The 14,339-nt window shown below is 56.8% G+C and carries 12 protein-coding genes; 5 read left to right on the top strand and 7 right to left on the bottom strand.

Annotated elements, in window-relative coordinates:
- Positions 1–11 precede the first annotated feature (11 nt).
- Genes AYI87_RS08870 through AYI87_RS08855 form a run of 4 tightly spaced genes read right to left on the bottom strand, consistent with a single transcriptional unit; the run spans position 12 to position 4,808 of the window.
- Entirely contained in the window at positions 12–551 is a 540-nt protein-coding gene (locus AYI87_RS08870; RefSeq protein ID WP_144201337.1) for a core component of ECF transporter, read from the bottom strand.
- 14 nt (positions 552–565) lie between these two features.
- Complete coding sequence (locus AYI87_RS08865; RefSeq protein ID WP_144201754.1) at positions 566–1,219, bottom strand: energy-coupling factor transporter transmembrane component T; 654 nt, start codon at positions 1,217–1,219, stop codon at positions 566–568.
- Positions 1,220–1,226: 7 nt separating this feature from the next.
- Positions 1,227–2,603, bottom strand: coding sequence for an ATP-binding cassette domain-containing protein (locus tag AYI87_RS08860; protein WP_144201335.1), 1,377 nt, complete (start codon positions 2,601–2,603; stop codon positions 1,227–1,229).
- A gap of 9 nt (positions 2,604–2,612) precedes the next feature.
- Positions 2,613–4,808, bottom strand: coding sequence for a TonB-dependent receptor plug domain-containing protein (locus tag AYI87_RS08855; protein WP_144201333.1), 2,196 nt, complete (start codon positions 4,806–4,808; stop codon positions 2,613–2,615).
- A gap of 389 nt (positions 4,809–5,197) precedes the next feature.
- On the opposite strand from AYI87_RS08855, the gene AYI87_RS08850 reads away from it, so the two are divergent.
- Complete coding sequence (locus AYI87_RS08850) at positions 5,198–6,556, top strand: isochorismate synthase MenF (protein ID WP_011867471.1); 1,359 nt, start codon at positions 5,198–5,200, stop codon at positions 6,554–6,556.
- 1 nt (position 6,557) lies between these two features.
- On the opposite strand, the gene AYI87_RS08845 is transcribed toward AYI87_RS08850, so the two are convergent.
- The gene (locus AYI87_RS08845) at positions 6,558–7,313 is read right to left on the bottom strand and encodes a transporter substrate-binding domain-containing protein (protein ID WP_144201331.1); all 756 of its coding nucleotides are present in this window, start codon (positions 7,311–7,313) and stop codon (positions 6,558–6,560) included.
- Positions 7,314–7,549: 236 nt separating this feature from the next.
- On the opposite strand from AYI87_RS08845, the gene AYI87_RS08840 reads away from it, so the two are divergent.
- Together AYI87_RS08840 and AYI87_RS08835 are read left to right on the top strand one after the other, a co-directional pair.
- Positions 7,550–8,218 carry a 7-cyano-7-deazaguanine/7-aminomethyl-7-deazaguanine transporter gene (locus AYI87_RS08840; RefSeq protein ID WP_144201329.1) on the top strand — a complete coding sequence of 223 codons (669 nt, stop codon included), beginning with the start codon at positions 7,550–7,552 and terminating at the stop codon, positions 8,216–8,218.
- A gap of 80 nt (positions 8,219–8,298) precedes the next feature.
- Positions 8,299–8,760: a GNAT family N-acetyltransferase gene (locus AYI87_RS08835; RefSeq protein WP_144201327.1), complete on the top strand. Its 462-nt coding sequence runs from the start codon at positions 8,299–8,301 to the stop codon at positions 8,758–8,760.
- 255 nt (positions 8,761–9,015) lie between these two features.
- Here the strand turns inward: AYI87_RS08835 and AYI87_RS08830 are convergent, their stop codons facing one another.
- Both AYI87_RS08830 and AYI87_RS08825 read right to left on the bottom strand, forming a co-directional pair.
- The gene (locus tag AYI87_RS08830) at positions 9,016–11,157 is read right to left on the bottom strand and encodes a HAMP domain-containing sensor histidine kinase (protein WP_144201325.1); all 2,142 of its coding nucleotides are present in this window, start codon (positions 11,155–11,157) and stop codon (positions 9,016–9,018) included.
- Between the two features lie 2 nt (positions 11,158–11,159).
- Positions 11,160–12,590 (bottom strand): sigma-54-dependent transcriptional regulator, encoded by a 1,431-nt coding sequence (locus tag AYI87_RS08825; protein ID WP_011867476.1) that lies wholly within the window; start codon positions 12,588–12,590, stop codon positions 11,160–11,162.
- A gap of 231 nt (positions 12,591–12,821) precedes the next feature.
- On the opposite strand from AYI87_RS08825, the gene AYI87_RS08820 reads away from it, so the two are divergent.
- The gene (locus AYI87_RS08820) at positions 12,822–13,634 is read left to right on the top strand and encodes a substrate-binding domain-containing protein (RefSeq protein ID WP_144201323.1); all 813 of its coding nucleotides are present in this window, start codon (positions 12,822–12,824) and stop codon (positions 13,632–13,634) included.
- A complete protein-coding gene (locus AYI87_RS08815; protein ID WP_011867478.1) occupies positions 13,631–14,338 on the top strand; it encodes an ABC transporter permease in 708 nt (235 codons plus the stop codon). Before AYI87_RS08820 ends, AYI87_RS08815 begins: the two co-directional genes overlap by 4 nt.
- The last annotated feature ends 1 nt before the right edge of the window (position 14,339 follow it).

Raw genomic sequence — 14,339 nt, 5'->3', positions numbered from 1 at the left:
TCTCACCATGCTTATATCTCCTCTCTATCAATCAGATCGTGGCTGCGCAGTCGCTCCAGTACGGGCGGCACCAACATGGCCGCCAACAGGGCAAAGAAGCTGCCAAACAGCAGACTCTTACCGAACTGCAGCGCCACGACTTGGGTGCTCATCCCCGCCAGCAGCCCCTCGATTGGGCCCTTGCTGGCCCAGGCCAGGGTGCCCACCAGCGCCAATATGATGCAGCGCCACTTGAGCGCCAGCAGGCTGGGCAGAAGTAGCAGGCAGATATCCATGGCGATGGCCGGCAGGCCAAACTTTACCAGCAGGAAGGGACCGCCCTTGCCAACGCCCAGGGTCATGGCCATCATGCCAGCCAGTAGGCCACACAAGCTGATGGCACCGCGTTTACCCACAGTGCCGTAGCAGATCAGGTAGAAGAAGCTCATCAGGAACATGGAATGTCCCGACAGCCCCAGCTTTAGCCTCAGCATCCCCTTCAGCGCCACCAGCAGGGTGGCACAGAAGCCGATAAACAGGGCGTCATTTAGGTTGAATCCTTTATTGTTCATATGCTTGGTTCTCACTAGTAGGGCCAGTGGGTCGGCTTGGGATGACAACCAAACTGGCGCAGCCTGGCCGCTGTGGCCATCTGCTTGGATAGTTTTAATAGCTGGATCAGCAGCGGATAGAGCACGCAGTAGATCAGCTCACGCCAATGCTTGGGTCGCCACAACGACTTGAGACGAATGTTGGCGCCGCGCATCACCTGCATCTGATAGATCTCCCGCGTCTCCTGCCCCAGGTAAGGCAAGATGCCGAAACAGGCGGCCAGCACGAAGGCCCACTTGTGGGGCAGACAGAAACTGAGCACCTCGCCGATACGCTGGGGCGAGCAGGCCACCGACAGCCACCAGCCGGGGATCATGGCCATCAAGATGCGGCACACGGCGATAACCCCCTCGGGCAGGCGCTCGACTCCGTGCAACAGCAGATAGAGCAGGCTAGTGATCGCCAACTGACTTAAGAAGATCACCAGCAGTCCCCTGAGCCGACCGCCCAGGTAACGCCCCTGTACCAGTAACAGCAAGTTTGCCAGGCCCAGGTAATGCAGCCATGACAGGGGCAATAGAAAGGCGCAACTGGAGAGCCCCAGGGCGAGCAGGATGGCGAGCGCGCACCAGCGGGTATCGTTGACCGCGAAGTGGCGTTTAGCACGGCGCACTCCAGGCGCGCGCACGCCGCGTCTAGCCCACACGTGAATACGCCTGCTGCGCTGTTCCCAGCGAGGCTGAGAGGGTCTCGAGGCGACCATCAGCCACCCGCCAGAGGCGATCCACCGGCAGCGCCGCAATCGGCCTGTGACTGGCGATCACCAGGGCGGTGCCCTGACGGCTCAGCTCGATGAGCAGCGCCACTATCTTGCCGGTGAAATGGTCGTCCAGCCCCGCGAAGGGATCATCCAGCAGCAGTAGCTTGGGCCTGAGACAGGCGAGCGACGCCAGGGCGATCAGATGCTGCTGACCGTAGGAGAGCGTATGAGGTGAGTGGCGCGCCAATGTAGTCAACCCAAGTTTCCCCAGGAGTTCGATGGCCCGCTCCAGCGGCAAGCCGAAACGCTTGAGGCTAAACTGCATCTCCTCGATCACGGTGTTTTCAAACAGCTGCCGACTCGGCCGCTGGTGCAGCAAGGCCAGGTCGGCGCCGAAGCGTCCCAACTTGGGTTTCTTGCCAAACACCTTGATGCCCAAGGGATCGATATCCGCCTGGATACCTGCCAGACTCTTGAGCAGGGTGCTCTTGCCACAGCCGTTGTCGCCGACCAGGGCGGCAATCTCACCGGGAAAGAGCAGCAGGGAGTCGGCGTCGAACAGCTTCTGGCGCTCACGAAACGCTAAGGTAAAGCCATGACTGTCGATGACGGCGCTGCCCTGCGGCCAGGCGGGCGACTCGCGCCAACTTACCTGCTCCGAAGTCGCTTCACACTCCGCCGGCGCTAACGCCTGCAGCTGGCCCTGACTGAGCAGCCATCTGTGAGTAACCAGATCCTTGAAGACGCCTCTGTGATGCTCGACGATCAACAGGGCCACGCCCTGCTGCTTGAGCTGATTGAGCACGGCCGACAGCTCAACCACACCCTGATCGTCCAGCTGTGCCCAGGGCTCATCGAGCAGCAAGAGGTCAGGCTCGAGCACCAGCTGGGCGGCGATCATCAGGCGATAGCGCTGTCCCAGCGAGAGGCTGGCGATGGGCGTATCCAGGCTGATATAGAGACCGACCCGTCTCAGAGCAGAGCGCACCTGCAGCAGCATCTCATTGCTGGCGACGCCTAAGTTTTCCAGGGCGAAGGCCACCTCGGCCCCCAGTGTCTGGCGCAACAGCTGCACATTGGGATCCTGCATCACCACACCCAGGGTTGCCCCCTCGGCGATCTCCCGCTCCCCTTCCCAGGGACGCTCCAGGATCCCCAGCAGCAGCTTGAGCAGAGTCGACTTACCACAGCCGGTGTAGCCGTGGATCAGGTGACACTCGCCGGCAGCTATGTTCAGATTGAGATCCTCAAACAGCGGCTGTGCCGCTGTCTGAAAGTTAAAATGGATCTGACTGAGTCGCACCAGGGTCATGGTTTATGCCTATAGCTGCCAGTTCACGCCCAGGAACAGCTGACGACCCGCCTGAGGCAGCCCCTCGCTCTGATAGTAACGCTCATCGAGCAGGTTAGTGGCTCTGAGGTAGACAGACAGGGCGTCACCCGCGATAGGCTGGCTCAGCTTGAGATCCACCAGCGTATAGTCGTCCAGCGACTTCTCCACCAGCTGTTTCTGACCGGCCACCTTCTCTTGGGTGTGGAACACCTGACCCATGATGTGCTCGATATTCAGGTTGATGCGGGTCGCAAAGCTAAACTCATAATCCGCCTGCAGCCTGAATTGATGACGCGGACGGTACTCTAAGGTATCCAGTCCCGGCGCGGCATCCTTGTCTTCGCTATCGAGGAAGCTGTAGCCGAAGCTCAGCGACAGGTTATCGATACTCTGATCACGCACCAGGAAGTCGACCCCCTTGAACTGATAGCGGCCCATGTTCTGATAGATGCCATCGACATCCTTGGCGATATAGTTATCCGCATCCGTGTAGTAGGCCGCTAGGCTCAGATCTGTGTTGCTACCCAGCCCCTGTGCCAGGCTCAGCTCCAGGTGCTTAGAGGTCTCGGATTGCAGATCTTGGTTGCCCGACGAGAGTGAGTAGAGGTTGCGCATCGATGGGAAACGCACCTTACGGGCCACACCCAGGTTGAGGCGAGTCGCTTCGGCGGCCTGCCAGTAGGCTGAAGCCTGCGCCGAGTAGTCGGACTCATCTTCACGCACACGTTGTTGCTCGTGTAGGGCACCGCCCAAGCTGGCACCGACACTATCTTGTTGATACTGATATTCCGCCGCCAGGGTGTAGAGCCAGGACGAATCGTCGAATGACTCGGCGCCGCCAGAGCCATTACCCGAGCCATTACCGCCGCCAGTTCCTGAGCCAGAACCACCACCAGTGCCAGAACCGCCACCTGTTCCACCGCCTGAACCCGAACCGCTACCGGTTCCTGATCCCGAGCCAGATCCACCTCCAGTACCTGATCCTGAGCCTGAGCCGCTGCCAGAGCCAGATCCTGAACCACTACCAGAACCACTGCCGGTGCCACTTCCTGTGCCACTTCCAGAACCAGTAGTGTCGGTATCTATCTGATTACTCTCCGACTCCCAGCTCTGATGCTCGGCGATCAGGGCGCCGGTCAGCAGGTGACCCTTATCGAAATCGGCGATCAGTTGCAGGTTACCGCCGCTGACCACAGAGCGGCCATCCAGGCTCTGCTGCAGGCCGGCGAAGCTTTCATCCAGATAACGGTTTTCCAGCACGTCAGACTGATTCTGGTAGATGAAGCCCCTCAGGGTCAGCAGCTCGTTGAATCTGTGGGCCAGGCCCAGTTGCAGAGTATGGGCATCGTAGTCGTCGATGCGTTCAAACTTGGCCTTGCCAGAGGTGGTGCCATCGACGGCAGGCTTGCCCCACTCGCCGCTACGCAGGCTGAGGTTTGCCATCAGCTGGGTATTGTCAGACAGCCAGTAGCTGCCCTGGGCAAACAGGTTGTTGATCGTCTTGTCGCTGTTGAAGCGGGTATCGCCCTGCTGTAGCTCGGTATCCGGCTGATCGCCAGACACGGGCCAGCCGTCTGTCTGCTGACGCGACAGCGACACCAGTCCCTGCCAACGCTCGCCCGAGCCCGCCACTGTCACGTCGCCGTTGAAGGTATCGTTTTCGCCGCCCTCAATATGGCCGGAGAAGCCGGGCACATCGGCGCCCTGCTTAGTGCGGATATTGATCACGCCGCCGGCGCCGCCCGGACCATAGAGCACAGAGGTTGGGCCCATGGAGACGGTGACCGAGGCGATCTGGCTGGCAGGCACCACGCTGGGATCGAACTGACCATCTTCGGCGCCATTGGCGGGCACGCCGTTGATCAGATAGATGACGTGTCTGGCCTTAAAGCCGCGCACATCGACCCTGGGCGTGCCCTGGCCGCCGATACGCACATAGACGCCGGGGGCATTCTTTAATATCTGATCCAGGCTCTGGGCACCCATGGCCTGAATCTCATCCGCGCCTATGGTCCAGCTACTTGTGGTCTGTTGCAGCGGCGTCGGCTTCTCGCCGGTCACCACTATGACTTCGGCCACATCTAAAATGGGCTCGTGTTTGACTTCCTCGGCCATGACCAGAGGGCTGGCGGCAACCGCGGCGGCCACGAGTGATAATTTGAGACTGATTGGTTTGTTTTTCATGCTTTCATCGCTGTGTCATTTCCCTATGGCCGTCATTCTTCCGGCTTACACCTGTAGCAACAAGCTAACGAAAACCAAAAACAAACCCAGATCGACAAATTTGAACAAATGCCGCGGTAACGACGATAGACAAGGGACATTTTGTCCAGCGTAAAACCTTGATTAGACAAAAATACACAGGCTTGAAATGCTTCCGAAAAAACTGACAAATCTCTCTTTTCTTGGACAAGCTCACAGCTTAACCGCCTGTAACTTGACAGCTAACAGTCGGCACATTAGTTTGTGGTAAAGATTCTTATTACCAATTCAGATAAGTCTCACATTCGCCGCGTTTGATGTCCTTAACCCGCCCTCAAACTCACGCACTTTTTACCAGGTTGGAGTATTTCTTGAGCGTTTCCTCGCTGCCACAGGCCATACAATCCCTATCCCGCAAACTCGAAAAACTCGACATTCACCCCCAGGGTGAGCCGATCATTCAGTTGTCGGTGACGGCCTGCGTTATGCCGATGATCGCCTGGATCGCCAGCCAACCTTGCTATCCCAGGATCTACTGGCATGGCCGAGACACCCAGGAAGAGGTCGCCGCGCTGGGGTGCTGTAAAGATTTCATCTTCGAAGATGCGGTAGACGACAACCAGCTTTCTCAAGCCTATCAGACCCAGAGATCACTCTCGACCAATCAGGAGATACGCTACTACGGCGGCGTCGCCTTCGATCGTCATACCGAGTGCTGGCCCGAGTATGGCCGCGCCCATTTCATCCTGCCCAGGGTCGAGCTGAGACGCAGTGGCGATGAATACAAGCTGCTGGTCAACCTCAATGTCGAATCCGGCGATATCGAGCAGGAGCGTAACCTGGCGCTGCAGGCCCTCGCCGCCCTGGTACCGCCCAAGCCGCTGGCGCCACCGAACAAGATCCAGCTGCTGAGCCGCAGCGATCGTCCCAACAAGCTGCGCTGGCACGAGCTGGTCAATCAGGTCACCCATGACAGGTTTATTCAGGACACGCCTAAGGTGGTGCTGTCCCGTCTGACGCAACTCGAGGTGAACGAGAAGGTCGATCCCTGGATGCTGCTGGCCAGCTGGCAGGGTCGCAACCAGAACAGTTTTCAATTTGGCTTTCAGTTCAGCCCTGAGAGCGCCTTTATCTCCTGCACGCCGGAGCGTCTCTACCGACGTCGCCAGCGCGAGGTATTTACCGAGGCCTTAGCGGGCACCACCACACGCGGACTCAACGAGGCCGAAGATGCCATGCTGGCGCAACAGCTGCTGGACGACACCAAGAACAGCCATGAGAACCAGCTGGTGCGCGAGCATATCGTCGATGCCCTGACCCCGCTGAGCAACTATGTGGGCGCCGACGAGCTGGCCAAGGTGTTTAAGCTGAGCCACATCCAGCATCTACACAGAGCCATTCGCGCCGAACTCAAGCCTGGGGTGAACGATTTTCAGATCCTGCAGGCCCTGCACCCCACCCCTGCCGTGGGTGGCCTGCCAAAGGCTTCGGCCATCAACTTTATTCGCCAGCGAGAAGGCTACACCCGTGGCTGGTATGCCGGTGCCTGTGGCTACTTCAACAAGTATGAGAGCGAGTTTGCGGTGGCGATTCGTAGTGCGCTGATCGAACCCGGGCGCATCAATCTGTTTGCCGGTGCGGGCATCGTCTCGGGCTCAGAGGCCGAGGCGGAATGGAACGAGCTGGAAAATAAGCTCAAGACCATAATGTCTATCCTGACCGAAGTGTAATTTAATTGGCTAGTGGCACCCGAACGCGATAGCTGATGTTGGCCTGAAACAGCCTGTCCAGCTCGCCACTCACGGCCATGCGCGCCATGGCGCCATTGAAGATCGCCTTCAGACGCTTGCCCTTAGGTGTCTGGGGAAAGACGAAAAACACCTCTGGATTCAACACGTTTTCCTTAATCACATATTGCTGCGGCCGATTTAGCTGGCTGGCGAGCCCCTGCAGGGAACGCTTGTAGTCGAGCACGGCGTCTATCTTGCCGTTGTTGACATGATTGAGCATCTGCAGCAGATCGCTGCCCTCCTCGTAATACATGGGCACCTTGATGAAGGTGTCGTAGCGATACTCCAGCAGCGCCTTCACCTTCTTCTTTTTCAGGCTGTTGATATCCTGCCAGATGGCCGCCAGCTCTGGGGTGAGGGCCGCGTCCACCTGATCCACCTCCACCGGCAGATCGCAGTAATAATCGGGTTTGACTTCGTCGATATAGAAGCCAAGCCCCACATCGACCTTTTGTTGCTGCACCATGTAGAGGGCGCGGGAGAAAGGCACGAAATCTATCGAAATTTTCCACTTGGGGGCGGGAAAGGCGCTTTGCAGCAGCGCGAGATAATAGCCCTTGCCATCGGGCGTGCTGTAGCCGGGCCAATTGCCGGTCACGACAGTGATCTCTTCCACCTCTTCGGATGCGGCGCGCCTGGGCGTACTCACTAACAGGCAGGCGCACAAGATGACCACAAGATAACGCCAAGATCTCATCGGCCCCCTCCTCGAAATCATGGTGATAGTCCACCAAGTGTAGTCTCTTTATGTGGTCCAAGCGGGAGCCGGGCAGAGAAAACGGCGCAAAATCCTTGCTCATTTGGTCTTAATGACTATAATTTGCCGCCCTGTCTCCCGGTCAACCCAGGAAGACGGCTAACCGAGGCGTAAGCCTTACCCAGTTTCTAAGCGGGTTCCCTCACCCCGCGTTAACCCACTAAAAAGGCCACAAGATGTTAATGTTATCCCAAGCGCAGATTCAGCGTGCGCTACTGCTGCTCGTCAGCTTTCATATTGCCATTATCACCGCAAGTAACTACTTGGTTCAGCTACCATTTCAGCTATTTGGTTTTCATACCACCTGGGGCGCCTTTAGCTTTCCCTTCGTCTATCTGGCCACAGATCTGACGGTAAGAATCTTCGGCCAGCAGTCGGCGCGTAAGATCATCCTCAGGGCCATGATACCTGCGCTGCTGATCTCCTATCTGATCGGTGTGCTCTTCCATCAGGGCAGCTTTCAGGGTGGTGACGCCTTGGCGCAGTTCAACAACTTCGTGTTTCGTATCGCCTTCGCCAGCTTCGCCGCCTATCTGGTGGGCCAATTGATGGACATTACCGTGTTCGCCCGCCTAAGACAGGCAAAGGCCTGGTGGGTAGCGCCTGCCGCCTCGACTGTCATAGGCAACCTTATCGATACCTTGGTGTTCTTCAGCGTGGCCTTCTACGCCTCGAGCGATCCCTTTATGGCCGAACACTGGATGGAGATCGCCTGCGTCGACTACGGCTTTAAGCTGATCGTCAGCCTGGGCCTCTTTCTGCCCGCCTACGGCGTCTTGCTCAGGGTATTGCAGGAGCGAATTTTGCGAGAAGGCCAGACAAAATCGCAAAGCGAACTGGCCTGACCAGTTGATTTGTACTATCATCGCGGCACTCAAATTTTCACCAGTGCCGCCATGCTAGCGACAAACTTTGGAGAGCCAAGATGTACACCACAAGTATCGAGCATCACACCCAACTGAGCGATGAGATCATCGACACTCTGATTGGCCTAAGCCAGGAGGTGCCCGAATTCGACGGCCGTCATCGGGCTGAAGACTATCAAGCGCGCCTCAGCGGCAAGACCTTCCTGGTTCAGCTGATCCGCATCGAGGGTGAGCTGGCGGGCTACAAGATAGGCTATGGCGAGACCAATGGTGAGTTCTACAGCTGGCTGGGCGCCATTCTGCCTGAGTTTCGTCAGCTGGGGCTGGCCAAGGCATTGATGCAAGATCAGGAGCGCTGGGCCAAGACCCAAGGCTTCAACACCCTGGCGGTGAAGACCTATAACCGCTTCGCCAGCATGTTACAGCTGCTGATCCAGCAGGGCTACAAGATAGCCGGTTTGGAAAATACCGCGGCCAATATCGATGATAACAAGTTGGTTTTAAACAAATTACTGAACTAAAGCATGTTGATCGTGAATCTTTACACGATAAAAGCTTGCAAACCTAAATGATAATTATTACTATTTAGGTGCGTTCCAAAACTCAGTCTGTTTTAAGCACTTCATCTCTGCTTACTATGATGAGTTCGCAAGCACAACATTGCTCACACACTCTTTGTGGCCGGAATATTAGTATTCCGGCTCTTTTTTTATCTGAAGCCCAGGCTTATAAGGCCTACTAGGGAAACTTTAGGTATCCCTAAGCCTTACATATCCCTAGGCCTCTCGTGCCTTCTTATCCAGCGCACTGGAGAAATGCAGCCCCTCGTAGGGCGGATTGAACTGATCGTCGATCGCCTTGTGATACAGGCCTATGGTAAACAGGGTGCCCTTGCCGACCGTGGAACTGACTTCTATGGTGCCGCCGATCCGCTTGATGATGCCGTAGCTCAGGGAAAGCCCCAGTCCGGTACCGTCCTGACGCGTGGTATAGAAAGGATCGAAGATGCGCCCTAGTTGCTCCTCCGGGATCCCCTTACCCTCATCTTCCACCTCTATCTTGACCCCTATGGGCTCTCCGCCCTGGACCCAGTCGTAGGTGCGGATCCAGATGCGTCCCTGTCCATCCATGGCGTGGGCGGCGTTGACCACCAGGTTGATCAGCACCTGCAGCAGCTGAGGACGATTGACCTCGATAGGATAACTGGCGTTGAGATCCTGGATCAGCACCACCTCCTGCTTCTTGATGGAGTGACGCACCAGGATGGCCATCTCCTCGACGATCGGCGTGAGCTGATGCATCTCCAGCGGCGCGTTGAACTCGCCGGGACGACTGTATTGCAACAGGCTGCGAATGATGGTGCTGATACGCCCCACCTGCTCAATGACGATATCTATCTCTTCCTCGACATCCTCGGCCTTGTCGCCGAGCTCAGACTTGAGCAGCTCCATGTTACCCAGAATCACCGCCGTGGGGTTGTTGATCTCGTGGGCGATCCCCGCCGTCAACTCACCCAGGGCGGTCAACTTCTCGTTGGTCACTAGCTGCTGGCGGGTCTCGTTTAGCAGGGCCACGTTACGCTGTAGCTCCTCTGTCTTCTCCTGCAGGCTGCGGGTACGCTCCTCGACCTTGACCTCAAGCTGCTCGGCCGCCGCCTGGATCTGCGAGTTGCGTCGCTGTAACAGGTCCAGCATGCGGTCGAACTGCTCGGCCAGATTCGCCAGCTCGTTGTCACGCTCCAGCCCCAAGGACCCGATTCTCAGGTTACGCCCCGATTGCACCGCCTTCACCACATGGTGGATACGCTCGATCGGCTGTAGCAGGCTGTAGGCGCCGCGGTAGACCAACAGGCCAGAGACAAGCAGCACCAACATGAGTATGGTGCCCAGCTCTATGATGTTCAGCAGGTAGTTATGAATGAAGGGAGATTCGGAAAATCCAGTGTAGATCATACCGATACGCTCACCGCGAATATCTTTCAGCGGTGCATAGGCGGAGATAAACCAGTCGTTGTAGACAAAGGCGCGGTCGACCCACAGTAGCCCCTGCACCAACACCTTCTGCCGCACCTCTTCCGACACCAGACTACCCAGTGCTCGGCCGCGCTTCTCGCTGTCCTGGGGGAAGAAGTTCAGCGGCACGTTAGTGCTGATGCGGGTGTTGTCGAGGAAGATGGTTACCGTGCCGATGGAGCGCTCTGGCAGCGTGCCCTTGTCATAAACTAGGTCACGAATATGGTCCACGATGCGAATGTCGCGATTAAGCAAGATGCCGCCGTCCAGATACCAGCCCACTGTGCCATCGCTGCCCAGGATCGGCAGTAGGCTGCGGCTGAGCATGCCGCGCTTCTCCACATCCTTGCTTGGCTTCTGGGATCTTGGGGTGTCCACCAGGGTGATCACCGCCTCCTGCTCCAGGTTGGGGGCCAATCGAGCCAGACGCTGGGGCTGTAACACCATTAAACCCGAGAAGGGCTGATTGTCCTGTATCTTGGGCAGCATCACCCTAAGATCCGGGTCCTGGGCCGCCTCGGAGACGCTGACCAGCCTGAGGAAGTCCAGGTCGAGCTCGGCCTGCTTTTGCTTGAGCAGCTCGGCCAGCTGAGCTCTGGCGGCCTTGCTGTCGGTATCGAGATCGCGAAATTCGTTTTGAAACTCCCAGGAGGCGCGCACCAGCTCGAGCTGATTTTCCTGCTTCTCCTGCACAGAGATCAGTGTGTTGCTGGCAACGGTAAGGTCGGCCTTCACCTTCATGAAGAGCTGTTTGCCCGTGTAGCTGATATTCCAGTAGATGGTGATGAACACCAGGCTCACCAAGGTCAGTAAGATGGGCAGCAGGGTAAGGATCAAGATACGATAACGCACCTTGGCCTGCAGCTGCTGCCAGTTGACACCAAAGAGACGCGAGAAAAAAGACACGGTTATTCTTCCTCGAGATGATTGAGTTCGAACCACTCTTTATATTTACGATCCAGTGTCTTACGGGAAACCCCGAGATCGCGTGCGGCGGCAGACTTGTTGCCCTGATGCAGGTCGACCACTGAGGTCACATGGTGTTTCTCCACCTCTTTGAGCGACCAATCCAGCGGATAACCCAGCTCGCCGGTTGCCTCTGATTTAGGCTGCTGCTTCCAGTACTCGGCCGGCGGCTTACCCAACAGGATGCAGCGCTCAATCATGTTACGCAGCTCACGGATGTTGCCTGGCCACTCATGCTGTTGCAGCTTGAGCATATCCTCGTGACTCCACACCACCTCTTTAACCCCCAACTCGGCGGCCAGCAGGCGGGTGAAGTGATGGGTCAGTTCCACCACATCTTCGGGGCGTTCCCGCAGCGGTGGGATCACTATGTCTAATACGTTGAGTCGATAGAAGAGATCACGCCTGAAATTGCCGGCCTCAACCTCATCCGCCAGCTTGCGGTTGGTGGCCGCCAGCACCCGGACATCGATATTGATCTCCTTCTCGCTGCCCACGGGGCGTATGGTGCGCTGCTCCAGCACCCTAAGCAGGGCCGTTTGCATCTTGAGCGGCATCTCGCCTATCTCATCGAGGAAGATGGTGCCGCCCGAGGCGAAGCTGAATAAACCTTCACGGTTACCCTTGGCGCCGGTGAAGGAGCCGGCCGCATGACCGAAGAGTTCACTCTCCAGCAACTCGGGGGCGATGGCGCCACAGTTGACCGGTACAAAGGGTCCCTGACGACCGCTGAGCAGATGCAGCTGTCTGGCCACCAGCTCCTTACCCGTGCCCGATTCGCCTTCGATCAGAATCACCGCGTTGGTGGGCGCCACTCTCTCGATCACGTGTTTCACCTCCATCATGGCATCACTGCTGCCTATGATGGTGGAGGATTGGCCGATGGAGACCTCGCGGCGCAGCATGAGGTTTTCGCGCTTGAGCAGGCGACGTTCGATGCAGCGGTCAACCGCCTTCATCATCTGCTCCAGGTGGAAGGGCTTCATAATAAAGTCAGAGGCGCCGGCACGCAGCGCCTTGATGGCCACGTCCATATCGGCATAGCCCGTCATGAAGATGATGTCTGAGCGCCGCTCCTGATCGCTCAGCGCCTCGTCCCACTCGATGCCGGAACGACCCGGCAGGCGAATATCGACGATCAGCAGATCGAAGTGACAGCGGCTCCTGAGCTGCTCGGCATCTTCGACGCTACCAGCGGTTTCCACCAGGGCGAACTTCTTCGACAGCGCCTTCTTCAGGAAGCTGCGCATGCCCGGCTCATCGTCGACGATTAGCACAGATACGGCAGATGGTAGGGGCTTCATCTCTTTATTAGGCTGGCTCATATTGTCTTCTTTTGGACATTTTGACTCATATTGAACAGATTCTAGCATCAAACCTCGGCCAATTGGTCACCCTGAACCAGTAGAATCACGCTCTGGGACATTATGTCTGGCGATAATTTGCCGAGCTTGCGATCTGCTTCACACTTTGTTGGCAACTTGTGAGCTTTTTTTACAGATAATGGATTTGGCACTGTTTTTGCTGAAACAGAGTCGTTATTTACACACAATCGGCGTGATACCGGCAACATCACGCACTCAAGCAGATGCCAAGGAGCAAAAATGCTAAAGCTAAAATCGATACTCAGCCTAGCGATCATCGCCAGTGCCCTAACATTAACCTCAGCCCAGGCAGAAGAGATCATTAAACTGGCCACCACCACCAGCACAGAAAACTCTGGCCTACTCAACCACCTACTGCCTAAGTTTGAGCAGGAGTCTGGCTACAAGGTTCAGGTTATCGCCACTGGTACGGGTAAAGCACTTAAACTTGCTCGTCAGGGCGACGTGGACGTGGTGATGACTCACGCCCCGGCTGCCGAAGCCAAATTCGTTAATGAAGGCTATGGCATGATGCCACGCGGTATCATGGAAAACGATTTTGTGATCTTGGGCCCGAAAAACGACCCAGCGAAGATCCGTAGCAGTAAGACAGCCGAAGAGGCCTTTGCTAAAATAGCCGACTCTGGCGTGGGCTTCGTCTCTCGCGGTGACAACTCAGGTACCAACATGAAAGAGTTGATCATCTGGAAAGGCGCCAAGGTCGAGCCAACATTTAACGGCTACCGCGCCGTGGGCCAAGGCATGGGTAAGACACTGCTGATGGCCAACGAGCTACAAGCCTACACACTATCTGACCGCGGCACTTTCGTGGCCTACAAGGCGAAGCTAGATCTCGCGGTTGACTATGATGGCGGTAAGACACTGGCGAACCCCTATCAAATCATGTTGATCAACCCTGAGAAATACCCAGATCTTAACCACAAAGGTGCTAAGGCGCTGAGTGACTGGCTGATCGGCAACGAAGCCCAAGGCATGATTAACAGCTACACCGTACAGGGTGAGCAACTATTTAAGGCAACATATAGCGAATGAGTGAAGGCTGGTTAGCCCTAATACAGCAGGCGTTGAGCCTGCTGTTTTCATTAGATCCCGATGTTTGGTCTATCGTCAGCGTCTCCTTTTCTGTCTCTCTGGCTGCGCTGGCGATCACCCTTATTCCCTCCATGATACTGGGCTTCGTGCTGGCCTTCGCCCGTTTTCCCGGACGCTGGTTTGCAACGAATCTGGTACAGACGACCCAATCTATCCCCACAGTGGTGATCGGCCTCTTGGTCTATCTGATGCTTACCCGAATGGGCCCACTGGGCGATCTAAAATGGCTATTTACCCAGAAAGGCATGATACTGGGACAGATGATGATCTGCGCCCCCGTGTTAATCGCCATGAGTCAGGCCGCCTTTACCAGTGTGGACAAGCGTGCCTGGGAAACCTCACGCACCTTAGGTGCCTCCTGGCTGCGTTCCGTCTGGCTGGTGTGCCGCGAACTCAAAGTACCGCTGTTGATGGCCATAGTCGCAGCCTTTAGCCGCATTCTCACCGAGGTGGGTTGTTCCATGATGGTGGGCGGCAACATCGCCGGCGTCACCCGCAATATCCCCACCGCCATCGCCCTGGAAACCAGTAAGGGCGACTTCGCCCAGGCTATCGCCCTGGGACTGGTACTGCTTATTCTGGCCTTAGTGCTCAACTTCACGCTCGGCACCCTCAGAGGTAGAGCCGAACCTAGGAGCCTTTAAT

This window comes from Shewanella sp. KCT (assembly GCF_007636505.1).
Taxonomy (GTDB): Bacteria; Pseudomonadota; Gammaproteobacteria; order Enterobacterales; family Shewanellaceae; genus Shewanella; species Shewanella halotolerans.
This window is presented reverse-complemented; position numbering and strand designations above follow the sequence as displayed.